Here is a 26,760-nt window from a genome sequence, read left to right on the forward strand (position 1 = left end):
GGGTGATACTACGCGAAAAAACTGGATTGTTACATTAGATGGACCTACGCCAATATTTAACGAAGGAGATGTAGTGGATAATCTTTCATGGCATGCCGATATCACAATCAGCAACAATCTGATAGAACTGGCTTCCTGTCGTGGGATACTTGCGACTTCCCGTGGTAAAATAGTTATTGAAGGTAACAGCATAAATAGCCTGATGCCCGGTGTTTTGATTGAGGATGACGCTAATAAATGGTGGGAATCAGGGCCGGTTCGTGATTTATTAATCCGGAATAATACATTTCTCAATTGTGGTATCGATATTGCACCACAGACTATTCACCCCGATGGCCCGGTTCATGAAAACATACGTATTATAGGGAACAAGTTTGTTGGGCAGGCTAAGACTAATCCAACAGCATCCAGGGGAGTAATAAATTGCCCATTCATTACTGCAAACGGGGTTAAAGGATTGAACATTTCCGGTAACCAATTCCCAGGAGAGCTATCAGTATTTACAGATGACTGTGAAGATTTGATTATTGAAAACAATTTGATAAATCAAAATTAATCTGCCTATTAGACACAAGCGAATCTTTGGAATAGCTCAAGTACTTTAGAGTAGCGATTTAGAGGCTGAGCTTTTCATTGTTCCCTTTGCCAAAAACAAAAAGAAATGCTCAGCAACGAATTGTTCCGGTGAAATAGCCGGACCGATAAAGCAGGATTTTATTTCAGAAATTTTCATTCCGCTAATTTTATAATGTCGTCCACTTCTAAAATTTGTGCAGGATAGCCTTTTGATACAGCATTAATCATCGCTAGTCCTACCTGCTTAAGTTTTAAGGTCTTTGCACGGAAAAATGGCGAAATCAACGGAGCCAGTATTTTATAGATTGTTGGTACGTTTTTTTGTCCCTTGGATCCCGTCATTATTGCCGGCCGGAAGTTATATTGACCTCTGAAGGGCAACTTCATCAATGCATTTTCTGTCCGGCCTTTTACCCTGGCCCACATCACTTTACCTTTTTCCGTACTATCGGTTCGATTTCCGGATACATAAATAAATATCATTGCAGGATTAATCTGCGACAGTGTCGTGGCGAAAGGAACAACAAAATCATAGGTTTTTCTGGTGAAACTTTCTTCATTCTTTCCAACAGAACTTACGCCTGCACAAAACAAGCATCCATCGTAGTGTTTTAATAAGTCGGAATAGTTGTTGATTTCTGAAAAATCATTTACAATCAGCTCTTTCAGCTTTAGATGATTTCTATCATAATGTTTTCTGCCGATAATCAGCACTTCGGTTACTGTCGGATTGTCTAAACATTCAAATAGAACGCCTTCGCCTACCATTCCTGTTGCACCTGTTATGATTACTTTCATTTCTTTTATTTTACTAAATTCAAATGGATTAAACTTTTTCCAGTAGCTACAACAGCTTCTTCATTACTTCCTGGCTGCCAACCCAACAATGCTTTTGCTTTTTCATTGCTGGCCTCCTTTACCAGGTCTAAATGTGGCAGCAGCATTTTAAGTTTAGGCAAAAAAAACAGCCAATAATTTTACCAGAGAGTAGAGGGTATGGCTTAACCAAAAGTTAGTGAAACGATGTCCGTAAATCCCACAGTTAATACGAAGGATCGCTGTCGCGGGCTTGCGCTCTGTCTTGGATGACTTTTCAGCATTTCTCAAAAATCCAAAAATGTGCAATTATGGAAGTTAATGAAAAATTATCAATTCTATAAACATTAGTACTGTCATTAAAAATGCGCAGCGTTAAAGTATAAAGTGCCGTCTCGAAAATAATTTTTGAGACGGCACTTTTTGTTTTACCGACAGCCGCAGGCCGTGTGCAATTGTTGTACGATCGTTTTCGGATTGTTGGACAATACATCCGACTCCCAATTTTTCAGACCCATTTTATCGAGGATGAGGAACATGGCAAGTCCTTCTTCCTGCGACCATTGATTGCGTTTTCGCCGCATTCCTTCTACAGCAGTGGCATAGGGAAACTTTCCGCCATCCGGATGTTGCAGCCAATATAAACCCGAAAACTGTCCCAATCCTTCCATCGTCAGGAAGATATCATCGAGCTGCTGTAGCACCTCTCTATCGTTTGTGAAATAACTGCGCTGCCGTTCATGGAGCATCCGCAATGCCTCACAGGTCAATTTTTTCGCAGTGCGCTTATCCGGATGGAATGCGGCCTGGTAGAAGAGGTCAGTTTCTTTTTTCCATCTTCCAACATACACACTGTCTTTTGAAAAAATATGCTGCACGATGTCGTCAGAAAGGGGAGGATCCTTGAAAGGATGTTTTTGCTCGATGGCCGTTACGGTGGCGCCCATTCCCTGTTGTTGGCGGGTATGCGCGAATTCGTGCAGAAACACAGCGGTGATAAGCTTTTCCAGTCCGAGTTCCTTGCTTTCTACACCGGCGTTTTTCCAGAAGCCCGGTGTGGCCATCACAAAGAATGGATTTCCTGCTGAATCTGCAGCTGCAAAAGACATCAGGCCCAGCGGAACCGATTGGCCGTCGGGAATACGCAATGTGCTGTTGTGTGTGCCGGTATACCATTCCATCAACCTCCCACCCGGGCCCGGGGCGGTGAAACGCTGGTCGGTTGCTGCGACAGGAGCTGTGGAATAATAAGCCGAATCGTCGTATAAGTAGATCGTCGGAACGGTGGAAGACGGGCCAAATTTATGTTGGCAAACGAAATCCCATGCCGAAAACCACGCCGGTACACCGTTCATGCCCGGTGGAATGGATTGAGATGTTGCGGTGTTGCAAATAATAAGAAGGATCAGCATGAAAATCATGTTGCGCATAAGCATATATGTCTGGTAAATGATGGCTGGTGGTATGTCACGAATCGTTCATCCCTTTCATGGTGGTGGGCGATGTGCTTAACTTTTCCGGGAATCCCGGCGGGAAGTGAAAAGGGCTTTCGGGCCGGCTGTTTCCGGACTGCAGTGAAAGGTATTCTAGAAAGTTGAACATGCATAAATTTACCAAAATTCCAGGAATCCTCCGTTTTTTCGAGCCAGATCTTAGCGCCAGGGAATATACTATTTAAAACACGGAATACTGAGAAGTCTAAAGCCCCACCCGCTCCCTCGCCCCGGATTTTGAACATTTCCTTACGATGGTGCAGGGATAACGCTCCGTTGGATTCTCCTAAGCGCTGAAAAAGATCATGCAAGAGTTAAATGTGGTATATGAAGGAGGGGAATGCGCATGGCCGGAGAAATGTAATAAAACCAGTTAACCAACCATACGCTTGAAATTCTTTTTTATGCATTTGATACAACCAGCAGGACCAATTATTTAACGCTTGCTGCTAAATGTGCAGAATCGGTTCTTAGTGCTGTTTTTGAATCAACTCAGGCTGGCCATTGGAACGGATTTCCAGCTTTACATCGGCGCCGTTTTCATCTGAATATTTCCCATCGAAAGTAATTTCATTTGCCCCCTTGGATAAAACTGGTAACGGTTTATTGAGATCTACGGTTTGCAGTAATTGCCATTGCCGGTTGTATAGCCGTACTGTTTTGCCATCACATTTCAGGAATTGATTCCTCTTCAGGCTTACCGGCAACACTAATGCATCCTGGTGATTGATGGCTATTGATATCTGATCGAAAGTTACATCCGGATCAGATTCCTTGCCAGTAGCAAGTGTAATAATAAAAGAAACAGGTTGGGAAGCTGCCGGATTATTAAACATGAATGTGGAGAAAACCGGCTCTCCAGGTTGTTTCATTTGTTGCGTATGTTTAAAATGTGCATTATATACTGGAGTTAACTTATATTCATTGTTGCCTGTCACCTCGAGGTGAAATTCATGCTTTAAGCTTCGCATCTGCTCCTTCTGAGCTTCGCTGAAAATATTCTTCATACGAGCCTCCTCCCAGGTCTTTATTATTCCAAGCAACTCATCTTTCATTCCGTGTTTCCGTAATGTTTCCAGGCTGGTAGCCAGTCCAAATCCGGCGTTATATCCGGCGCCAAGGGCCAGCATCCATTCTATATCTTCCAGTGTGGTTTCCGGACGCAGGCTGAACCAGCCTAGCATTGAGGGCATCAGGTTACGGCGGAAGAATTGCTGGTTCTTGAGGCGCAATTGCAACTGGCTTTCTCTGAAGCCGGCGTACCAGGGCTCACCCCAGTTCATCCTGGTATAAATATGCCAGAAGTAGTGGCCTGGCATGCTGGCATCATTGATAACTTTTCCTTTTAATTCGGGTTTAAGATTATCGTACCATGTTTTAGTAAACAACTGCCTTGCATATTGTCCCATACCGGAAGACCAGCAGCCTTCGAGGCCGTCGAAAGATATTTGCATCAGGCCCGTTTCATTGAAAAGATGTGCAAGGGTCTTCGACATTTCCTCCTGCAGTGCATAATCGGTAAGAAATACTTTGTATGGGTGATCCATCAGTTTGCCAACAGTATCATTGGGGGAATGTGCAGCAGCATTGGTGCCGAAGGAGCCGCGCTGGCAATCGAGCAGTTTCCAGGGAGCAGATGCAGACACAGTTCCGTAACGGATAATTTCATTGCCTATGACAACCGATTTTAACGTATTGTTTTGAAATTGATTGAAGAAAGTCGGGTCCTTAATCCCGATTTCTTTGGTATTGGCATCGATGGCTATGCTGAGTTGTGAATAGCCTACTTTTGCTAACCGCGGATCGGGTATTGGCGTTACGTAGGAATCGTTGGTGGTAATAAAGTTGGATAGTGTATGTATGCCCAGCCGCACTCCCTTTGCTTTTGCCGTTTCAACGCACTGCTTCATAGTGGACCAGTTTTGCGGGAATTCTTTGGCATGCAGCTTAAAATGACCCCAGTTATCAAAGGGATCGCCATGATAGAGATAGCGAAGGCCTGCCTGTTTGGTGACGGTTATTGCTTCCTGCAGATTATCGATGCCAAAATTCATGATCAGGTACGATTCGGAAGCATGCAAAGCCTGTTTTCCCCATTCACCATCCAGTAAAGGATGTGGTAATCCTTCCTTGAGTTCAATTTGTGAAATAGTGGGTAACACATCACCATTCGCCACCCCGAAAAGCGCGATCTTGCTGCCAACAACACCGCCATCTTTGAAAGCGGGGGAGAGGTAAGCGGTATGTCCCCAGTTTTCAATGACCCGGTCCTTGCCGCGATTGCGGCAATATGCCTGCAATACAGCACCGTAGGAGGTAGGACGAGCTACATCTCCCCTGAATAGCTGTTTACTCATGTCATCTTCCTTTACATCTACCTTATTGTGGCCTTCAAATACATCATATGATGGCTCAATATCGCTTTCAGCGTTCGGGTATCCCCCCAGTGTTTTTACATTCAGCGCCTGGATGCCGATAGCAAAATCCTTGTTACGTACTACACCTACTACTTCGCCTACTGTATCCGCTATTGTGATGGGATATGGGCCCCACAATACCAAATCAACATTTTCAGATGGGATCAATTGTGTCAGTTCAAAACTGATGTAATTATCGTTGCGCTGCACTTTTACTTTTGCTTCGATGCCAGCCTGTGGAAAGGATAGTACCAGTTCTGAACTTTTTGCGTTCCATGCACAGCTCCGTGGAGTAAGGATATCCCCGTCTTTCTTTATACTCATTAGTGCAGTAGCTTTGTCTGCAAATATGAATTCCTTTTGCAGTGCAAGACTCTTCATACTAGTCAGCTTTCCGGAATTGTCCAACTGGAGACTCCATTGCTTCGTTTTGAAATTTACCTGTGCGGTAGCTGGTAAAACGGCCATTCCTGCCAAAACAGCCAGGAATGGTACCAGATGTTTGAGGAGACATTTCTTTTTCATTTCGATATTTTAGATGAGTACAGGAGTGCATTTTCGGACCGGTCGCAAATTTGTATATTCTACTCTTCGTATACTAATGTATTCTTATCATTTTCTGCCGTTTTTTTTGCCTGCAGTGGATGTTTTTATGGAAAATAGTATGTTCGGGTATTTGTAAAGTTGGAATTTTTGACATTGGCCAGCAGAATGCTATTCAGGCGGCATATTTAGGGCTTGCGGAGGAGGTTAAAAATAGGGTGGTTCAAAGTTTTTCTACCAGGGGATAAGGAAATATAAGTCTTAACCGGGAGTGCTGTACAAACTAAAAAAAGTAGCCGTGAGACTTCTTTGGTTTTAAGAAGTCTCACGGCAATTAAATGAAAGCATTTCTCTTATGCTCCTATCTCCTCAGAACTTTTCTCCGGCTATGTAAACGGATAATTTAAAGTAGTTATTGCCATCAGCTTTGGCGTTCACAATATCCACCTTAACGGTGTGACTACTACCAGCCGTGATATTACCTGTGATATTGATGGAATGAGGTGTTACTATTTCGGAAGGGCACCAGTTGCGGGGAGAAGAAGAGATATCATAGCTTCTCATCGTATTGGGACCGCAGGGGGCTTTGGAAGAGAAGGTACCTATCCGGCTGTTGTCCCAGCTTACATTGTGGGTGCGGTAAGTATATTCTTCGCCACCGGAGCCGGCTCCCCATGCCTGTGACATCACTACTATTTTTGCATTTTTGAGGTTGCAGGGGACGGTGATGGTTTGGGTGAGGGTTCGGCTATTGGCGCCAGCAGCATCGGTTATTCTGCCAAACTGTACGGCCTGGATATAAGTAGGATTTGTATTAACGGTGCCATTATCGGCCGTAATTTTGAAATCGGCAGAGAAGGAGCGTGGCTCATTTTTTCCTATCCAATCAGATTGATCGAGATGGGTGCCCCAGGCGCTTACGCCTACCCAGCAGGAGTCCTGACCGGTGAGCAGTGATGCAACGTCCTTCAGGTCAAAGGTATATGGCACTGATTTAATAGATTGATACCAATAGAAGAATGGCGTAACATACAGGTAGCCTGTTTTGGGCGCATAGTTATCGATTTTTGTTTTGGCGGCAGCATCAAAAGTTACCTGGTTGTTTAATAGTGCTTTTACCACAGAATCTTTGATGAAGAAGATCTGCCCATCGCGGTCATATCCATCTCCCTGTTGATATATCCTCAGTTCTCCTTTGAAGGTGGCAGTGGAGTCGGCTTTTCCTTTCAGGGATATTTTTTTGATGGCCACTGTGTTGTTCAGATAAATAACGCCACCGGCATCTGTGTAAGCATTGGCGGCGTATCCATTGTAGAAATTAAGCCCGGAAAATACCTGTTCTTCATACGTGCCGGTTAGTTCGGTAGTGGCTTTGGGGGTAGATTTGCCGTTGTTGGGTTGCGGGTCGTCCTTGAGATTGTTTTTACAGGCGGTAAATAAGATGGCTGTTGCCATTAATGAGAGAATACCTTTAGTTTTCATGTTTACTTATTTTGGTTAAGAAAATACTACGGGTTAATCGGATAACTGGCGTGGTACCAGTGGGTAACATTCATTCAAAATTGCAGGTAACAAAATCAGGGTGCTCTTACCTGTTGGGCTCAGATTTTCATACTCATATTCAAGTTAGACTAGAAAATTTTAACCAGCAAGAAGGGTGAAAATTGTAATGGTAATGGAGAAGAAAGTATCTGTTATTCAAACGTTTGAAATTTTGTACAGGGAAGTTGGATTTTCGTAAACCGGCTACAGTAGCAGTTTGTGGGGGATCATTGTATTAACGGTTCAGTATTGTGTTATGGACTCCTCACTATGAAAGGATAGATAGTGAGCGTTGAGGTTAGCAACATAATTATTAAATGTGCTAACCGTTACAATCGGGAATTCAATCTCACCGCTGACCCTATTTGCTGGGATTGCCTGGACAGCCTGGGATAACTTGAATTTATGTGATGCTTCCCTGGAAGCAAATGACAAAAGAAGGGATAAAATTGCATCACTATTTTCCCAAAAAATGGTAGTAGAAAAGAAAATGAAGACTTAATTTCGAGCATTGATGGTTCCACTGGATGTTTCGAATGAGATAGATTGTCTCAGCGCCCCTCAAATCGTCATATATATTTGACCCAATTTTTAACCTGCAAAAAACTGTCTATCCCCCTATGTCTGAAGTATTTTTTGAGAGGATCAGAGTATTTGACAATTTCATATATAGAAAATCAACTGGTACTCCTTCTGAACTGGCAAAAAAAATGCGCATATCTGTAAGATGTGTTCATAAGTATATCAATCTAATGAAGAAAAGTGGTGCACCAATTACGTATTCCCGTAGTAGGAGAACCTATTTATATCATAATGTAGGTAGATTTTACTGCGAATTTTTGCATCCTGCCAATGATGAGAAGAACAATTGACTAACTTTTTCAAAGTACCCCCAGTCCTGAATTCCACCGGTTCATATACTCCATTAGGTCTCTGTTTTTTATAAATCAAGGTACCCATAGTTGATGATGACCGGGTCTAATACCCGCTGAATTGGATAAGATCATTCAATATATTACTGCTGCTATCGCTATATGTACACTTATCATGTTGTATATATACGCGACTTTCTTTTATCGTTTTTCATTTAATTACGAAACAGATATCAATGGTCAGTATCTGGCCACCTTTATTGCTGTTGCCGGATTTACCGCCATTTTAGGACTGAACATTTTCCGGAAGACCAGCAACCAGGCGCAATATTTTTGGCCGATTATTATCACCTTATTATTGCTCTTTTCGATTTTTTCCGGTAGGTATAGTTTTGCCAATGAATATTGGGCAGTAGTACTTGTTGTTTTCGTGCTATTTGCATGCCTGCTATTTCTTCCTGTCCGGCATATAGTGGTATTGCCTTACCTGTTGTGTGCAATGCTGTTATGGCAGCTTGGACTGGCTTTTGAGCAAATGGAGGGATTTAATTTTGATGCAGATGAGTTTACCATACAAGGCAGTTTGCAAAACTCGGGGATATTCTCCTGTTACCTGGTTATTCATCTGCCGTTATTGTATTATGTATTCAGCCATCAATCGGGTTTAAATTCGGGCCTTGCCCGCCATCCGGTAAAAACGTTAAAACTTATTTGTCTGCTGGCTATTCTTGTTTTTATCGGCTTTGTTGTTTATCGTTCTCAGTCCCGATCTGCCATGATAGGTGTAGTGGCTGCTGTAGTAAGTCAAGGGTTGCTTACGTACGGCCGGACTATAAAAAACTGGTTACAACGCATACCGAAATGGGTAACCGTTACCGGTATTGTTTTTTTGCTCATTGCAACTACCTACGGCGCCTGGTATTTATTCTTTTTAAAAAAGGTTTCCGCGCTGGGGCGCACAATGAAATGGGAGATAGCCGGCCGGCATATAGGTGACTTTTTTTTCACCGGAACAGGTGTTGGAAGATTTAGCTGGTATTACCCCCAGTGGCAGGCGGAGTATTTCTCCACCTGCTCTAATCCCTCTGGCGCCTATTTATCGAGTGTAGGGGAGAGTTACATTATTTTCAACGAGTACCTGCAACTTTTTGAAACCATAGGTCTCATTGGTTTCGCCGGTTTCCTGTTGTTATTGTATTGTTTTTTTTATGCGCGGTCTGTCCGGTATGCCCGATTGTTATCAGCAATAAAAGCCACGATGGTTGTTTTGCTGGTTACAGGGCTTACTACTTACTCATTTCATGTGAATGTGTTTTTGATAATGCTGGCAATATGTTTTGCAACTGCGGCCGTTCTTTCACTAAAGCCCCGCTTTATACAAACAGGAGTGGTAATACCCCTTCTCTTGTTCATGATCTCTGCCTATGTCACAGCCCACAGTTATCAAAAATGGAAAGCTGCTGAAAGCTGGAATATTGCCAGGGAGGGCCTCGCAGGGGGAGCTGCAACATTATGGCCTGAATTGCATAAAACCCTGGGGCAGGATGGCAAATTTCTTACTGAATATGGGCGGTGGCAGTTGGAAAGTGGCCATGTTAAGGAGGCGGTGGTAACACTTGGAAAAGCAAGGCAATGCTTTATAAGCCGGATTACCATGGAAGCTTTATCTATAGCTTACGAGCAAAGTAACAACTATGAGGCAGCCACTGAAGCCCGGCGATGGCTTTGTGATTTTTTGCCAAACAGATTTGTACCCAGATATAAATTGCTGAAGTTATATGAAAAAACAGGAGATACAGCTAATATAAAGAAAACGATTAGTATCATATTGAGAATGCCTGTAAAAATACCGTCAGCCGAAGTAGATAGAATAAAGGAAGAAGTAAAAAAAATGGATAATAAAGGCTCACTGAAATAAGGTTTTTTTCAGAAAACATTCACGGCTCGCTCCGTACCGTGAAACCGCATATTTTTGATACTGTCAATTTTTTAATCATTTTAAAACTTAATTATGTCAAAGAAAAAATTATTTAAATGGGTAGTAATACCAATGTTAGCCATCACTACAACCATTGGATTTTCATCCTTTATAGGTGAGGATGAAAGTGGAAGTGGCTCCTGTAATCTCTGTGTGGTAAAAGAAGCTGGTACCGTCATCTTTTCCTGCAAGTCAGCCGCCGAGAACAAATGTAGAAAAGAAAGAACTGTGAACGACCCAACATATGGAGAGGTAAAGGTTGTTGTGAGTTGTGACAATGCAATCGCCTGCCCCGTTAAGTAATTGTTGAAAGTAATATCCTTAGTTACCAAGCAAGCAATTATTTGACGTTTTTCGGTTTTACCTGGGATTTGTGATCCAGGTCATTTATCCTTTATTTTTAATGCTATCAAAATTTTATTCTTGTATGAAGAAAATCCTGAAATTGACAGCTTCAACTATTTTATGCGGAATGTTATTTCTTTCGCTTAGTTCATTTRCTGACGGAGATGAAAGTGCAGGAGGGGATTGCAATTTATGTGTAATAAAAGGGTACAAAAGTGTTTTTGGTGTGTGGGTTCCCGCTGGAACATTTTTTTCGTGTAAGTCAGCAGCAAATACAAGCTGTCACGGCTGGGGTAGCAGGGTCGATGAAAATGGCGCTACTGTAAATTATGATATTACATGTGGTAATGCAGCTGTCTGTAAGTGATTCAAGATCTCAGAAATTCCTGTATAAATATCTGCCCGTAAGCAGATATTTCTTATTAGTGTTATCGTAAAAAACAGATTATGTTGCTTTCAAAATTTGTGACACATAAGGTTATTCCATTTGTTATGATAGTAATGCTACTTGCTGCTTGTGCGGGGAATGAGCGGGTGGAAAATGGCGTCTATTATTCACATGATGACTTTAAGAAAGAAGAGAAGCTTAAAGGAAGTTTTATTGATATTCCTCTAAGGGGAAAGCCTATCGAATACCTGGTGCTGAGAGATTCAATTGTTTTGATAAATTATTGGGAAGCTGAAGATTGCCTGGTAGATATGGTAAATATGCATTCCGGAAAATTACTTAGAAAGCTTGGTAAAAAGGGAAGCGAAAAGGGGGCGCTCGTTTCCGCTTCACTGAGGTATAAAAGTCCTTTAAATAACTACTTTGTTATTAGTGATGGTACGAAAAATTTACTGGTCAGATATAATATTGATTCTTTGCTGAATAATGAAAGCTATRTCGGTGAAGTCTTCGATGTACCTTCTTTTGCAGGTGACGCCACATTTTGGGATCACGATTCTATTTTATTATTTAACTCCTATTTTTTAAAAATAGGGGATAGTGTAATGAATGCCAATAGTAATAGTCCGTTGTTATTTGTCAGTTTTGGAAAAGATAGTGTGCAAAAAGAAATTTCCAGTTTGGAAAGGGCTAAGCAGCCGAAATACTTTACACCCAATGTTACGGGAGGAAGTATTTTAGTTAATCCTAAAGATAGGAGCATTTGGTTAGTGGATAATTTTTTTGATAGAATTACGGTGTACGATAAAGATCTGCATACCCGAAAATACCTGCTTGGCCCTGAAAAAGTAAAGATAAATTATGAATTAAGACCTGATAACGCTGTATACTTTAAAAAAGGGATGTATTGCAGATCTTTTTATCCCGGCATATATTCTGAAAACGCTGTCTATTTATTATACCTTGGTATCAAAGGAATCGATTTAGATCATACGGGAATAGAGCGCCCTGTAACATTACTCAAATTCGATTGGAACGGCACCCCTGTTCAGGAATACAAGCTTGATAGATACATATACAATATGTCCCTAAGCCCCGATGAAAAAGTATTATACGGCACTACTGCAGGCAAATTTGGGGATACTGCAAGACTAATTAAATATAATTTGTAGACTTTTTTATTATTTTCTTTCTATGAAATTTCTTTTTGTTTGTTTAGGCGCCATTTTTTTGGGAGCGTGTCATGCGAATACCTCAGAAAAGGAAGCAGAGATTACCGTATCCCACACTGAAACCCCATTGGAAAAGAAGAATGTAAAGATAAATTTACCTGCTTACTTTCAAGGAATTGGAGGCGACTCGTCAGCATATAATATGTTTTATGTTTTTGATAATAGCTGCTCGGTTTGCATTTCAAAATTCGTAGAGGTAGTGAATAACTTTCAATTGTATAAAGGGGCGAATTTTAATAATACCAGGTACTTTTTTATTGCGATTAATAAGGATACAGCCAAGATCATGTATTACCTGGATAAATTCAATATCAGACTTACCAGGAACCAATATTTGTTGCCGGATAAAAACAATGAATTTGTTAAACTAAATCCAGGGATCGCCACAGCAGGTGAAATGAGCTATGTCCTGACAAATTCGACCTATAACACTATCGTACTCGGGGATCCTTTTGGAGATTTTGCCAGTAGAGATGCCTATGATAGCCTGGGGATATTAATAAAACATCCAGGTAAGTAAATTTGATTGTTATGCATAAGATTTTATTGCTTGTATTAAGTTTGTTCATGGCTATTGCAGCGCAGTCGCAGCGTCATGTTCCGGTTTTACATATTGATCCCAAACAGGCTTATGGAGGCCCGATATCTGATTTTTTTGACAGTATCGAATACATTCCATTGGAAACTAAGCCAGAAAGTGTATTTGGAGATATTGCCACCCTGATTATAACAGACAGTAGCTATATTGTTTCTGATAACGATACCAAAGCCATACTGTTCTTTAATGCGGGCGGAAAGTACCTGACAAAAGTAAAATCGGGTAAAGATGTTATTCCTGTCGTTGATTATGATGCCAGTAAGAAGATTGTTTCTGTGTGCTTTATTACCAGGTATGATTTTGACAACGCATCCGGTGTTGATGCCAGGAAGAAACTTCGCTTCTACAGATTTTCGAGTACAGGAAGTCCTGTTGATACCATCTACAAAGAAGTTAAAAGTGATGATGGTTTCAGGGGAATCGACCTGGGGGCAGGCTATGTTATGAAGACGAATAGTTGTTCATTTAAGGAGGCCAGTGAGGCCAGGGATAGCACTGTTTATTTAATAAATATATATAATGGAGATTCTTTGTACAAAAAGATGATTCCGTATAATCAGAAGAAGCAATTTGGGTTTTGCTATTTCAGCGGACGGCTATCTTCCCGACAGGAAGACTATACGGTAATAGATGGAGTTGCTTATGCTGCTACGCCTATTGAACATAAAGTATATAAAATTACAAAGGACACAGCCTTTCAGATATCTGAGATTGTTTTTCCGCAGGATGCTGCGTTGCCCAAAAGCACACTGAAGCTGCAAAGTACCCGGCTTTTGGACRGCGTACGGCTGGTTGCAAGACCACCGGGAATTATATATAATGTCACAAATATTTTTAGTAGTGGTAGCAAATTATTTTTCAAAGGTAGCTGCCCTTTCTATCTGTCAACGGTTAGCACCAGTGAATTGCGGGCGTATAATTTTATTTATGACACCTTACAACATAAAGTAGTTGCCCTGGAAAGAATGACGCCTGACGCAAAATCCTTTTTTTTACCTGTGTTTGATCCCAGGGATGGTTTGATGATAAAAGGTATTGTGTACCATCGAAATAATTTTTATTCCTATGTTTCTTCACTTGATATGTTCGCTGCTCGTGAAAATAATAAGGCAATGAATCCGCAATATTCACCGGTACTACAGGAATATTTCAAAACTCAGAATAGAAAGAGTAACCCGGTAATGGTGAGAATGAAGCTAAAGGAGTGATTCGAAAATTATAAACCACGGACTATCTTGTGAAAATTGATTACTATAAATTACACCGGCATACCTGGCGTATTATGCTTGTCCGGCAGAAGGCTTATTTAAAAGGATTTTATTGTTGTATCCTTTTAATGCTTTCTGGCATAATCGCTACAGGTCAATCAAAAGAGGCACTGGTTGTTGGTTCTGTAAAAGGGAAGGTAAAAGATTCTACCTACAACTTTATGCTCACCAGCGCCACCGTTGCAGTATATAAGGACAGCAGCAACCATCTGCTGCAATATACGCTTCCCAATAATTTTGGTGAGTTTATGGTTTCCAACCTGCCCGTCAATACACCGTTAAAGCTTGTTATTACGCATGTAGGTTACAAGGGACTGGTAAAAAGGATCAACATATCTGACAGCGATAGAAACCTGTCAATGGGGATGCTTTATATGAACCAGCTTGCGCGGGATAGCAGTGGTAATCTGTTGGGTGAGGTAGTGGTGACAGCCGTTGCCCCCATGCGCATGAATGGCGATACGCTGGAGTTTAATGCCGACGCCTTTGTTATGGATCCTAATGCCACAACGGAGGACCTGATGCGCCGCCTGCCGGGTATTGTAGTATGGGGGGATGGTGATATAACCTTTAACGGAAAAAAGATACAGCAGGTATTAGTAGATGGTAAACCCTTTATGGGCACCAGCGATATTACAGTAGCTACTCAAAATCTACCTAAGGATATAATTGATAAAGTACAGATATACCAGAAGAGTGATAAAAGAAATCCTCTGGATAGCATGATGTATGCTAATCTGAAGCTCAAAGAGGATAAAAGGATAGGCTATTTCGGTAAGGTTTCGGCAGGTGTTGGTACATCTCCTGCATCTACGTCTGGAGACAGACGTTATGCAGCTGATGGTATGTTGAGCGGCTTTAACAAAAAGCTGCAAATAGCTACGGTAGCCGCTACCAATAATATCAATAAAGTTGCAGAAAATGTAGATGCGCTGCTAAGGAACAGCTCATTCAAAGGAGAGGGGACTAACCTGGAGTATCAAAGTGATTTTAATATGCGTGGCGTGAACAAACCTATTATGGGTGGTATACGCCTGCAATCTGATTTGATACCTGAGGGGCAGCATGGGAAAAGCAGCCGTCTGAATGCGGATTACTTTATCAATCACAATATTAAGGATGTAGAAAGTACCAACCTGGAAAAGAATTTTATAACGGCGGATACTATTTTATCCCGACGCTCCGACAATACCTCTTATGAGTGGAATAATAATCAGCACGCTGGTGCTAATTATACCGGTAGTACGAAAACGTATTCAACAAACATTTCGGTTTCCGGCGCCATAAATGAAAATAAAAATAGAAACGAATACAGCAGTGAACAGGAAAAAACGGCCATTGGTATCATTAATAAAAATAGCTCATTAAGCGAAAGCAATAATACTACCCGGAATATGCAGGCCGCTTTTTCTGTTAGCAGGGAAGCACCTTATTCAGACAAGGATAAGAAGAGAATACCTACTGAATTTACATTTGGTTACTCCATCAACATAGGCGATAATATAGGTAAATCTCAAAGCCGGAATCGCTATGAATTTGTCAATGAACCAGAACGGAACCGGGATGTGTCACGCATATACGAAAAAATCAGTGGTAATGTGACCGAGCATAAGTTCAATATCAGTTATCCGCGACTGAAAGAGTTGATATTTGGCAAAAGAGATTTTGGCGGCATTAAAATAGAAGTGGCTGCAGCATATAAACTGTTCAGGAATGATGACAGTGACAAGGTCCTGGATCTGGATACCGCCGCTCGTGTTTACAATCCCAATACAGCGCTTACTTACAGTGGTGTGGAGACAGTCAGAGATTTTACTCCCAGGCTGCACGTGTCAAAAGAGTTTTATAAGGTGCTTACCAATAGGTATAATAAGTATGTGTCCATAAATATCAACGCAGTACAGCAGTATTATAATTATGAGAGCAGTAGTACAAGGGCTATTCAAAATTTTGGATACACTTATCAAAAGTTTTTACCTGATGCTTCTATAGAGTATTACAATCATCAGTACGGTCAATATGAAATGAGATATAGTCTTGGATATAGTACCAGGATTCACTATCCTGGGCTATCACAAATAGCACCTGTGGCAGATGCTGCAGATCCGCTTTACCGTCCGCAGGGTAATAAAAACCTGAAGCCCGAGTATTTTCAGGATGCAAGTATTAAATATAATTTTACTACCCGAACGCCTAAGAATCCCTGGAGTATTGATGCCGGCTTTTCACTGGGAAAAGTGACCGATAATATTGTCGATAGCACCCTGTTTGATAATGGGGGAGGCAGAACCGTTTATATGCTAAATATCGACGGCCACAAGTATCTGAATGGGTATACCAATGTCCGGAAATCGTTAACGGTAGATAATGCAAACACTTTTGAACTTGGTGTCCGATACAATTTCAATTTATCGAACGACCTGCGTTACATTGATAGTAAATTGAATATTGCGGTCAATAGAAGCCAGGGAGTGAGCTTATATGCCAATTACCGCTACAAGGAAATTGTGCAGGCAAAGCTGGAGCAAAGTTTAAATTACAATAATGCCGAACAACGCGGGTTTAATGATAACCGGTTTAGAAGCAATTATCGATATACACGTGCCATAGCCACTTTACAGTTCCCTAAAAACCTGGTATGGAGTAGCAATATTACCTATAACAGCAACGTAGCTGATGGTACAGATGCTATTAACTTCACCATCTGGAATGCCAGTCTTGCTTATCGCTTTCTTAAAGCCAACCAGGGTGAAGTAAAATTCTCTGCATTAGATCTCCTGGGGCAAAACAAAGGCATTACCAATTATGTTAGCGGCAATGTGCAGAATTTCGGCTATTCCAATGTGCTGCAACAGTATTTTATGCTTACGCTGGCGTATTACCCCAGGAAGTTTGGAAAATAACAGCTCATTAAAAGCAGTCTTGTTAAGGCCAACATAAAAACATACTGATGAAATATACATTTTACATTTCGGTGCAAAGGAGTATTATCCTGTTGCTGTTGTTAACGCTGTCTCTTGCCGGCTCCACTCAATCTGTAACCCGGATCTTGACGGCAGATAAAACCATACAACAGCTTTTGGACTGGCGAATAGTAGGCCCGTTTGAAGATACATTGAAAAATGTCCGGGATTTGGCCACACTAAAGCTTAGTACGCAGGAGATCAGGGACGGAATGGTCGATACTATCTATCACCAGGATAAGGATTTTATGTATCTGGAGAATGTGTTTAAAACAAAGGCGAAGGTGATAGGGTATGCGGTATGTAAGGTGTTTTCTGATAAGGCTCAGGATATGACCTTTTTTATTAATGCAGATGATGGATTGCGCTGCTGGATTAACGGTGGTGAGGCATTCACTGTGGAGTATACAGCATATAGCGCTGTTATACGAAAAGGGCATTTAAAAAAAGGGATAAATACCTTAATAGTTGAAATAAGCAATTTGGTTGGTACCTGGGGATTTGATATAGATATCACTGCAGATAAAAATGTGCAGCATATGACCTCCCCATTTTCGTCTGCCATCCCGAAGAATGACATTCGTGAAGCACAACAGTCCAGGGTGCCATTAAAAAACTGGAGGATAATCGGACCTTTTAGTTCTACGCTGGCGAATATTGATATGAACCAACTGGAATTTTTGAGATTTATTCCTGGAAACAACAGGAGTACTATTATTGACACCTTATATCAACAGGTAAATGACGAGGTTGATCTTAGTAGTTTATTTAGTATGAATACGCCTGGGATAGCATATGCTATTTGTGATCTGGTGACTGAGGAAGATCAGGAAATGGCCTTTTTAGTTAATGCGGACGACAAAATGCGTGTATGGAAGGACAGTAGTCAGATATTTTCCATAGGAAATTTCACCTCCGGGCAGCCAGTCATAAAAAAAGTAAATGTAAAAAAAGGTGTGACCCGCCTTCTCGTAGAAATCAGGAACACATCTGGACCATGGTCATTTGATATCACCTCATGTGGCTTTGACTATGTTAGAAATAATGCTTTGCTTCCCTGGCTTTATACCAGTTCCCATCTATTTCTTGTACCGGAAGGCGGTAGTCTGTCTCTTGCAGTGGCCGATACTGATTTTGTACCCATCAAAAGTATTTCAACAATGAAAATTTTTGATGCCCTGAATAGGAATTGTTATACCAGCCAGATTGACCTACGGAAAACGGATAAATTACCCTTGCCCAACTTTTTACCCGGAGCATATAGATATGAGTTATATACTGATCGCGACACATTGACTGACTTTTTTTGTTATGGACCGCTGGACAAAATATATAATAGGAAAGAACTTACGCAGAAATATGAAAATAATAAAACGGTATATGATGCTTTGCAGCCTTATGTGAAGAGACTGGATCGTTTGCTGGGTGACTACAGTAAAGCACCTGAAGTAAGTACCAGTAGGAAAATTGTATACTGTATTTACAAAGTGAATGAAATTGATAGCGCGTACCAGCATAAAAAAGGTGCTGCCTTAGATGCAACCGGATTGAGTTTGAGAATGTTTACTTCTGCAATAGATCATGGCGAAGAAAATTATTTATTGTACATACCTGAAAAAGTCCGGAATCAGCAGCGCCCCATTCCATTGTTGGTAATAGTTCCCTATGTAACCAATAGTCATCCATTTTATACAGGTGGTGTTGTAGCTAACACAGATCGGATAGCTTACATATCAAAATATGCAAAAAGGTATGGTATGGCGGTACTTTGGCCAAGTTCCAGAATTTTCAGGTGGTATAATCAAACGCCGATCGTCACCAGGTCGATTATAGAAAGTATAGAAGATGCTTGTAAATATTATAATATTGACAAGAAGCATATGTATCTCTATGGTGATTGTTCCGGGGGCTTGTTTGCCTTTCAGACAGCTATCAGAAAACCTGATCTGTTTGCTGCAATTGCTATGGAAGGTCCTGAGCTCGGGTCGGCAAACATAGACGAAAAAGAAGTTTCCGGGATGCTTGTTAATAATATTTTTAACCTCACTGAAAACCTGTATGGAAAACCGGTTTTTATTTTACATTCAGCCAACGACCAGAAGGCGGATATAGCACATTCACTTAGGTTAATAGATTCTATAAAAAATATAGGTGGTACTGTTTATTATGATAACTTGAATAATGCATTAAAGTCGGTAGACGCGAAGCGATATTTCGAATCAGAATCTATGGGGAAAGTATTTTCTTTTTTTGATGCGCAGAGAAATGTTCATCCTGATACCACAAAGAAGATTGCTACCTATGGATTTTATAATGATACGGTGTACGGCGTTTGGGTAAAAGAGAAACTTATTCCCGGAAAAGCTACTGTATCATACCGGATGGAAAAGAATCGATTGATACTATCTACGGGTAACGTACGTAAACTATTGATTGATAGAAATAAATTAGATGTTGACAATTCAAAGGTTATCACAATTGAACTTAATGGAAGGAGGCTAACGAAAGATATTGATTATAAAACGAAGGGAGCAATTATAGCGTTAACAAACAGCAATGCTGTTGATGGAAAAGGCAATTATTTCACGAGAGAAGTATACGGCCCGGTAAATAAAGTATTGTTAAACAATTTTGCTATAGTGAGGCCGGCGCAAACCAATGAAGAATTGAATTTGGCAATTGCAATGATTGATTCGTTATGGGTAGATGAATATAGGAACCATATCCAGATAATTGATGAAAGCCAGGTGAGTAGCGCAAAACGGAGCGGTATGAATCTTGTTTACGTGGTAAATGATATAGATCAGGTATCTGCGTCGGTATTAAAGCTTGGAGGAATAACATTAAGCAACGATACTTTAGTATGTAGGGGAGAGAATTATCCTAAAGCCGGATTTTCTTTTGCCTTATATTTTAACGATAATAACACTGATAATATGTATATAGGCTTAAGTACAATGGATGTGCCGCGAGAAATGCTGAAATCTATATTCATAAAAAAGGGTTGGTACGATTTTGAGTTGTGGCATGGGGAATATCCGGTTATTCAAGGTAATTACGGGATGCCGGAATAGTTGGCTGGCCAGATTGGTTTCTGCTTAAATCTCTTTATTTTGTAATTACTAATAGTCTTCTGTGGCTGGGGATTGGCCTTTTTTTCGTGATGGTGGTGTCTGCAGAGAGTATAACTCATATACTTTGCCCAGGCAACAAAAAAGGCACTGTCCTGATTGGCGCCAGCAAGTAGTGAAAAATGAAAAATAGTAGTAGGAGACGGGCTTTCCGGGATTGAGAACCCGTAATTCACTCCCCACGTGCCATATATAAAACAAGTTTTAAAAGGACTTTAATTTGACTTCTATGAAATATATAAAAAAGCTCATTTCCTGCCTTATCTTTTTGTGTCTCTCCGCTTCAGTACTTGCCCAAGGGGCTGGCGTTAAGGTGGATGGCGTGACCCCAATGCACGAATTTTTGCAGGAAAATGCGGATAGCACAATTATCTTTCATTTTACTTCTAACTGGTTCCACATCCCGGAATGGTTTATCCTCAGCAAGAAAGGGGATACCTTAACAGCCTACCATTACCATGCAGTTCCAGCATATGATCAAAGAATTATGCTTCCCGAGGCAGTAGCTATAAAACTCAAAATAAGGTTAGTGAATATGCGTCACGTTACTGTGGATATCAATGATTATTTCAACCCTATTTRTATGGAAAAGGATACCATTAACAGGTTTTGGCAAAACATTATTCAATTGAAACCCTGGCAGATAAAAGATGATGCGGATGAAGGCGGTGGATGCCCGGTGGAAAAAGGAAAAACACATGATGATATCTTTGATGCAGGGGGAGTCATCATACATTTAATCACCAGAAATAACATAAAGAAGATATACTTCTATGCCCCGGAATTCTACCAGAAAGAATGCCCGCGAAAAGGAAGAAGAGATGTCCTTGAGTTGCAAAGACTCTTTTTATCGCATTTTACGCCTGTCACGTTGTAGCTTCTATGTTCGCTATTATGTTTGCGGGATAGATGGACGATTAGCTAAAGCTAGTGTATTGAGTATTAAACTACCGGGCTATTGATGCATGTAGTTGCGAGGTCAGATTGTGGTTTAGGGAGTGCGGATTCAAAGTTGTGGTCAGCTTTCCCTTATCTTAAATGGTAGTTATTTTTAATGTTAATTTTGAGTTGATCCCTCGACCAGCCATTCTTGTGTGTGGCTTTCGCATATACCATTGCCGGATTGTATATAAGTTTCTCCGTGAGAAGCCATTCATTTCTAGTAGTCATTCTTTGTAAGCTTTTTCGCTCATAGTTTTTTTTGTTACCTGCCGTTAGATAATATGCATTGTACATTTATCATTAGGTGAATAAATTAAAACAAACTCAATGTCGAAATGAATCAGATAAGTGAATAAAAAAGGATTAACGATCTGATAGCATTTTGGCGTTTTTTTGCCGATAGCAAAAGACCAGAGATATTAGCAAATAATTATATGTTGGTATTTCTACGGCTGGACATAAATTGGACAAAGCAAACCCCCATGACCTGATTTCAAAGTGAAATAGGGGAGCTGAGCGATACGGGGATTTTTCCCGGTATGTAAATGGAAATTAAGAAGTAGTCAGAATAACATAAAAAGTATAAGTGATGTCCTCTGGGTTAAAGCATATGTGCAGCTGAACGCTGTTTTTATAAAGTGCTTTAAATGCCTTGTGTTTCTTTTCAGTAAAGGGTTGTGTGGTGTTTAATTAAACGGGAACGTAACCTGTTGTTGCATAAAAAAACCTCATGAATTTATCTGAGAATACACTTCCGTCATTGAAAAAAAGGAAGGAATCCGATCTTAATATTTTTTTTGGAAGAAAGAAACCGGAAAAATAGTTTACTGGAAATAAAAACTTATTCTTAAGTTTACTTCACCTTAAAATACCATTAGCAGATTAAATCAAGACTCAAAATAACTATTATATATCCCCCAGTTTGTACCACAACCCTAGTAAATAAGAATCTAACGAACAGGTTTACTTAAAACAATCTGGTTCAGAACAAGGGATAGCAATTTTACTTAAAGACCGTAATACATCCTATTAATGAAAACAACAGATTCACCATCTGCATTGTCAGGCATTGTCGTCCCTCAACTTACCTTACCTAAAGGCGGTGGCGCCATAAGCGGTATCAGTAACACCTTTCAGCCGGATGCTTTTTCCGGAACAGGTAGTTATACCATTCCACTACCTGTAACACCTGCAAGAGGATTTGAACCTCAACTATCGCTTTCCTATAATTCAGGACAAGGTAACAGCGCATTCGGGTTAGGTTTTTCATTAACCCTGAATAGTGTTACAATAAACATCAACAAAGGGATTCCCCGGTATATGGGCACTGACCAGTATTCATTAACAGGAGAAGGAGAACTTGTTAAAACCACGGAACGGATCACGCAGCTAAACAATGAAAACTGGCGCGTTATTACCTATTTGCCCAGAGTTCAACATACTTACTCCTCCATTGAGCAATGGATCAGCGAAAAGGACAGCACTTCCTGGTGGAACGTTGTTTCCCGTGATAATATCACCACAACCTATGGTACTGCAGATAATTCCCGTATCGCCAATCCGTCCGATAAAACGCAGATATTTCAATGGCTGCCGGATACTTCAACAGATGCAAAAGGGAATAAAATCGTGTATACCTACATGGAGGAGAACAATCATAATGTGCCTGCTGCCATTTATGAAGTGAACAGGACTTACGAAGCAAACAGGTACCCGCAATCTGTAAAATACGGCAACTATACAGACGGTAAAGGAAATCCGCAATATGCATTTGAGCTGGTATTTGATTATGGGGAATATGATCTGTCGAATCTTCATCAGAAAAATGCAGATCCTTATACGCCGGTCAGGCAATGGGCATACAGACCGGATGCATTCTCTTCTTACAGAAGCGGCTTCGAAGTACGTACCTGTCGCCTTTGTCAGCAAGTACTGTTATTCCATCATTTTGAAGAACTGGGAACTCCCTGCCTGGTAAAAAGCACGGTACTGACTTACGATGCGTTGCAGCATTACCAGCCGGTGCAGATTATCACGATGTCGTTGCTGAAAGAGGTGACCTCAGTGGGGTACAGGAAAAATGATGATGGCAGTTACGACGATAAAAGATTGCCTCCGCTGGCACTTGACTATACCCCGTTCAATGTGCCCGAGGCGCCTGTTTTTGACATACTGGAGATGGAAGGTAATACCATTCCGGGTTACCTGGGAGGACAGGGATTTCAGCCGGTAGATCTTTACGGAGAAGGATTGCCGGGATTTCTTTTCAGCGACGATAATGTTACCACGTACCTGGCGCCGCAAGGCGATGGAAAATACAAATTGCCGGCATCGCCCACACAATTTCCCATTGATAAAAACACACAAAACGATAACGCTTACCTGGTGGACCTGGATGGCAACGGCCAGCTGGAACTGCTTGCCGGCAAAGGTTTCTATCAATATGACAACGATGGCAGCTGGAACAGTTTTCAGTCATTTCCATATAATCCCATCGATATAGGGGATCCGTTCGTGGAATTCACAGATATGAATGCTGATGGTAGAGCTGATCTGCTGCTGGCAACGGAAGGCGAAATACGGACCTATGTGTCCGCCGGCAAAGAAGGTTTCCGGCAGGGAAGTATTACGCAGAATGAAAACGGATTCCCGATCAGAACAACAGATACCTCCGGACAGGTGGTGACATTTGCGGATATGTTTGGTGATGGACTATCCCATCGGGTCTGTATTTTCAGCGGATTGGTAGAATGCTGGCCCTGCCTGGGTTACGGACGATACGGCAAAAAGATTACCTTTGGCAACGCGCCTGAATTTGGCAACGTACTCGATAACAGCCGCCTGTTTCTCGCCGACATTGATGGTTCCGGCACTACAGACCTGGTGTATGTATCTTCCCACACGGTAACCATTTACATCAACCAGAACGGCAATTCCTTCTCTCCACCTATCGTGGTGAATCTTCCCTACCAATACGGCGAATCAGACCAGGTTCATTTCATGGATGTGAAGGGAAACGGAACTAACTGTCTCGTTTTCTCCCGGATGACACCCGTGCCCATACACTACTATTATGATTTCGTTAGCGATGGTATGAAGCCTTACCTGCTGAACCAGATCAGTAATAATGCCGGCGCTGTTACTACTATCCAGTATTGCAGCTCCACGAAGTTTATCATGGAAGATAAACGCGCAGGACGCCCCTGGGTAACCAGGCTCCGGTTCCCGGTGCAGGTAGTGGAAACAATGACCGTAAACGATTTGTTGTCGGGCACCAAAACAGTTAACAGCTATAAGTATCACGATGGCTACTACGATCCGGTAGACAGGGAATTTCGTGGCTTCGGCTTTGTTGAATCCTGGGATACGGAAAACTTTCTGGAATACCAGCAAAGCCTGGATAATCCAACATTTCCGGTGAACAGGCTGAACAAGGAATTGTATGTTGCGCCCGTTTATACTAAAACCTGGTGTCATACCGGGGCGTTCCTGGAAAACGATGCTATCATCCGGCAATACCAACAGGAATATTACCAGGGAGATCCACAGGCGCTGAAGTTTCCGCCAGGTGTTTTTGATCCGGCGATTTATGATGCGGATGCTGACACGCTGCGACAGGCATACGCAGCGCTGCAGGGCATCGTTATGCATAAGGAAGTATATGCGGATGATGATCAGCCGGCATCCGTAAATCCATATACCGTAGACGCTTCCAATGCAACCGTATTATTGCTGAGAGCCAAAGGAGATCAACCATATGCATCTTTTGCGGTGCAAAGCCGTGAAAGTATTCACTACAATTATGAAAGAGACCCTCATGATCCGGCCATGACACAAGACTTCGCGCTGGAGGTAGATCCACTGTGCGGAGAAGTATTGTTGTCGTGCAAAGTGTACCTTCCCCGGCGCAGCGGGCCCTTCGCCGATCGCTACGTATACCCGGAGCAGCGGCAGTTAACGGTAACGGCTCAACGCAACAATTACATCAATACCACCAACCAGGAGTCATACCGGTGGAGGGGAGTGCTTTATCAACAGGAGCAATTTGAGATCATTCATCCTGATATCGGCGGCAATGCCTATTTTACCTTTGATGGTATAAAAACGCAGGTAAATACGGCTCTTCAACATATCATTCCTTACCTGGCAACACCGGCTGCTCAAATACTACAGGCACGGCAGCTCACAATCGGACAGACATACTTCTGGAATGAAGCGCAGGACAGTGTGCTGCCATTAGGCCAGTTATCATCCAGGTCATTGATACATCATCAGCAAACGGCCGTGTTCAATACTGCAAACATCAGTTACCTGTTCGGGGAAAATATGACAGCGGCCATCCTCCAGGATGATGGCGGTTATTACCTGGATCAGTCAACAAATTACTGGTTTAACAGGGGGCTGGTACAATACTACACTACCACGGCTGAATCGTTCTACCAGCTATGCAAAATTGAAAATTCTTTCGTTAGTTCCACTTCATCGCTCTTTAAGAAATCAACGTTCTCCTACGATAGCTACTATTTTATTGTTACTGATGCGAAAGAGTATCTCGATGATAACTCGTTCAATGAAACCACTGCCGTCTTTGATTACCAGACCATGCAGCTCCGGCAGATGGTTGATATAAACGGGAATGTTACACAGGTACTATATGACCCTTTAGGGAATGTGGTGGTAAGCACTTTATTCGGGGAGGAAAACGGTATCCATACCGGCGGCATGAGGCTATATGAATATCTGAGTCAGCCGGCAGAGTATATAGGACGCGCTACCAATAAGAACGGAGGCCCTATCACCTTCAACGATGTGATCAGTGATCCGGAATATTACCTGCAGGGGGCTGCCACGTATTTCTTTTACGACCTGAATGCCTACCAGCAGGATACTCAACCCATCAACAACATCACCCTTACCCGGACAGATTTCTATCATGTGAAAGGCGGCACCAGCACATTTGCCTGCGAGCAGCTTATTCAATACAGCGACGGACAGGGGAGAAGTATCGAAAGCAAACAGTTGACGGCAGCAGGTACCTGGCAGGTGTCCGGCCGGGTTGTATACAACAACAAAGGAGACATTGCGGAAGCTTATCTTCCTTACTTCAGTAACACGCCCAATTATGAATTACAGCAGGCACTGGTGAATGAACATGTTCCTCCACCTACGGTGACGCAGTATGACGCCCTGAAAAGACCTATACGGACAGACTATCCCAAAGGTTTTTATTCCACCATCGTATATACTCCCTGGGAGGAGAAGGAATATGATCCTGACGATACCGTGATAACATCTCCCTATTATATATCCTTTATGGCCAACTATCCTGCTAACCCTACGCAGGAACAGATCAATGAGAAAGACGCCCTGCAAAAGGCGGCGGCTTTTTTCAATACGCCGGCAATACAGGTGAGTGACAATACCGGCAGTGTGTTCCTGAAAATGCAGAATAATCTGGGACATGTTTCCACAGATGCATTTGCAGCCATTGTGCAGGGCGCTCCAGTGACGTCACAACAGATATGGGATGAGCTGGTACTTAAACAATACCTTTCTGCTGACGGATATGTAACGGCGAGTTTTCAGCCCTATGTGCGCAGATTCGTACTACAGCTCGCACCGGCATTCGATAACTTCATCCCGCAAATCACTGCAC

Annotated in this window: 15 protein-coding genes and 1 pseudogene; 11 read left to right on the plus strand and 5 right to left on the minus strand. The window is 41.8% G+C overall.

Features of this window, described 5'->3' with window-relative positions; all coding sequences use genetic code 11:
- Nucleotides 1-556 (plus strand): annotated as a pseudogene (locus AC1DP6_RS34740) (hypothetical protein); the annotation flags it as partial.
- Between the two features lie 173 nt (nucleotides 557-729).
- Here AC1DP6_RS34740 and AC1DP6_RS34745 read toward each other — a convergent pair.
- From AC1DP6_RS34745 to AC1DP6_RS34765, 5 genes are all read right to left on the minus strand, one after another.
- Complete coding sequence (locus AC1DP6_RS34745) at nucleotides 730-1,374, minus strand: NAD-dependent epimerase/dehydratase family protein (protein ID WP_477058997.1); 645 nt, start codon at nucleotides 1,372-1,374, stop codon at nucleotides 730-732.
- Nucleotides 1,375-1,379: 5 nt separating this feature from the next.
- Complete coding sequence (locus AC1DP6_RS34750; protein ID WP_477058998.1) at nucleotides 1,380-1,535, minus strand: hypothetical protein; 156 nt, start codon at nucleotides 1,533-1,535, stop codon at nucleotides 1,380-1,382.
- A gap of 285 nt (nucleotides 1,536-1,820) precedes the next feature.
- A complete protein-coding gene (locus AC1DP6_RS34755; RefSeq protein ID WP_477058999.1) occupies nucleotides 1,821-2,822 on the minus strand; it encodes a hypothetical protein in 1,002 nt (333 codons plus the stop codon).
- A 533-nt stretch (nucleotides 2,823-3,355) separates the two neighbouring features.
- The gene (locus tag AC1DP6_RS34760; RefSeq protein ID WP_477059000.1) at nucleotides 3,356-5,827 is read right to left on the minus strand and encodes a hypothetical protein; all 2,472 of its coding nucleotides are present in this window, start codon (nucleotides 5,825-5,827) and stop codon (nucleotides 3,356-3,358) included.
- Nucleotides 5,828-6,214: 387 nt separating this feature from the next.
- On the minus strand, nucleotides 6,215-7,327 hold the full coding sequence (locus AC1DP6_RS34765) for a peptide-N-glycosidase F-related protein (RefSeq protein WP_477059001.1): 1,113 nt from the start codon (nucleotides 7,325-7,327) through the stop codon (nucleotides 6,215-6,217).
- Between the two features lie 680 nt (nucleotides 7,328-8,007).
- Between AC1DP6_RS34765 and AC1DP6_RS34770 the strand changes: the two genes are divergently transcribed.
- The 10 genes from AC1DP6_RS34770 to AC1DP6_RS34815 form a co-directional block, all read left to right on the plus strand.
- Nucleotides 8,008-8,259, plus strand: coding sequence for an HTH domain-containing protein (locus tag AC1DP6_RS34770; RefSeq protein ID WP_477059002.1), 252 nt, complete (start codon nucleotides 8,008-8,010; stop codon nucleotides 8,257-8,259).
- A gap of 121 nt (nucleotides 8,260-8,380) precedes the next feature.
- Nucleotides 8,381-10,177 carry an O-antigen ligase family protein gene (locus AC1DP6_RS34775; RefSeq protein WP_477059003.1) on the plus strand — a complete coding sequence of 599 codons (1,797 nt, stop codon included), beginning with the start codon at nucleotides 8,381-8,383 and terminating at the stop codon, nucleotides 10,175-10,177.
- Nucleotides 10,178-10,270: 93 nt separating this feature from the next.
- On the plus strand, nucleotides 10,271-10,540 hold the full coding sequence (locus tag AC1DP6_RS34780; protein ID WP_477059004.1) for a hypothetical protein: 270 nt from the start codon (nucleotides 10,271-10,273) through the stop codon (nucleotides 10,538-10,540).
- A 489-nt stretch (nucleotides 10,541-11,029) separates the two neighbouring features.
- Nucleotides 11,030-12,142, plus strand: a complete 1,113-nt coding sequence (locus AC1DP6_RS34785; protein ID WP_477059005.1) for a hypothetical protein — start codon at nucleotides 11,030-11,032, stop codon at nucleotides 12,140-12,142.
- A 22-nt stretch (nucleotides 12,143-12,164) separates the two neighbouring features.
- Entirely contained in the window at nucleotides 12,165-12,722 is a 558-nt protein-coding gene (locus AC1DP6_RS34790) for a hypothetical protein (protein WP_477059006.1), read from the plus strand.
- 11 nt (nucleotides 12,723-12,733) lie between these two features.
- Nucleotides 12,734-14,008, plus strand: a complete 1,275-nt coding sequence (locus tag AC1DP6_RS34795) for a 6-bladed beta-propeller (protein WP_477059007.1) — start codon at nucleotides 12,734-12,736, stop codon at nucleotides 14,006-14,008.
- A 29-nt stretch (nucleotides 14,009-14,037) separates the two neighbouring features.
- Nucleotides 14,038-16,971, plus strand: coding sequence for an outer membrane beta-barrel protein (locus tag AC1DP6_RS34800; protein ID WP_477059008.1), 2,934 nt, complete (start codon nucleotides 14,038-14,040; stop codon nucleotides 16,969-16,971).
- Nucleotides 16,972-17,018: 47 nt separating this feature from the next.
- Entirely contained in the window at nucleotides 17,019-20,105 is a 3,087-nt protein-coding gene (locus tag AC1DP6_RS34805; RefSeq protein ID WP_477059009.1) for a hypothetical protein, read from the plus strand.
- A gap of 286 nt (nucleotides 20,106-20,391) precedes the next feature.
- Nucleotides 20,392-21,039, plus strand: a complete 648-nt coding sequence (locus AC1DP6_RS34810; RefSeq protein WP_477059010.1) for a hypothetical protein — start codon at nucleotides 20,392-20,394, stop codon at nucleotides 21,037-21,039.
- Between the two features lie 1,097 nt (nucleotides 21,040-22,136).
- A partial coding sequence (locus tag AC1DP6_RS34815) for a SpvB/TcaC N-terminal domain-containing protein (RefSeq protein WP_477059011.1) occupies nucleotides 22,137-26,760 on the plus strand: 4,624 nt, incomplete at its 3' end.

This window comes from Chitinophaga sp. 01L420 (genome assembly GCF_056399985.1).

Coding starts and splice junctions, on each gene's coding strand:
- AC1DP6_RS34805 (WP_477059009.1), top strand. CDS start 17,019: ATGAAATATACATTTTACATTTCGGTGCAAAGGAGTATTATCCTGTTG.
- AC1DP6_RS34755 (WP_477058999.1), bottom strand. CDS start 2,822: ATGCGCAACATGATTTTCATGCTGATCCTTCTTATTATTTGCAACACC.
- AC1DP6_RS34760 (WP_477059000.1), bottom strand. CDS start 5,827: ATGAAAAAGAAATGTCTCCTCAAACATCTGGTACCATTCCTGGCTGTT.
- AC1DP6_RS34780 (WP_477059004.1), top strand. CDS start 10,271: ATGTCAAAGAAAAAATTATTTAAATGGGTAGTAATACCAATGTTAGCC.
- AC1DP6_RS34790 (WP_477059006.1), top strand. CDS start 12,165: ATGAAATTTCTTTTTGTTTGTTTAGGCGCCATTTTTTTGGGAGCGTGT.
- AC1DP6_RS34770 (WP_477059002.1), top strand. CDS start 8,008: ATGTCTGAAGTATTTTTTGAGAGGATCAGAGTATTTGACAATTTCATA.
- AC1DP6_RS34765 (WP_477059001.1), bottom strand. CDS start 7,327: ATGAAAACTAAAGGTATTCTCTCATTAATGGCAACAGCCATCTTATTT.
- AC1DP6_RS34745 (WP_477058997.1), bottom strand. CDS start 1,374: ATGAAAGTAATCATAACAGGTGCAACAGGAATGGTAGGCGAAGGCGTT.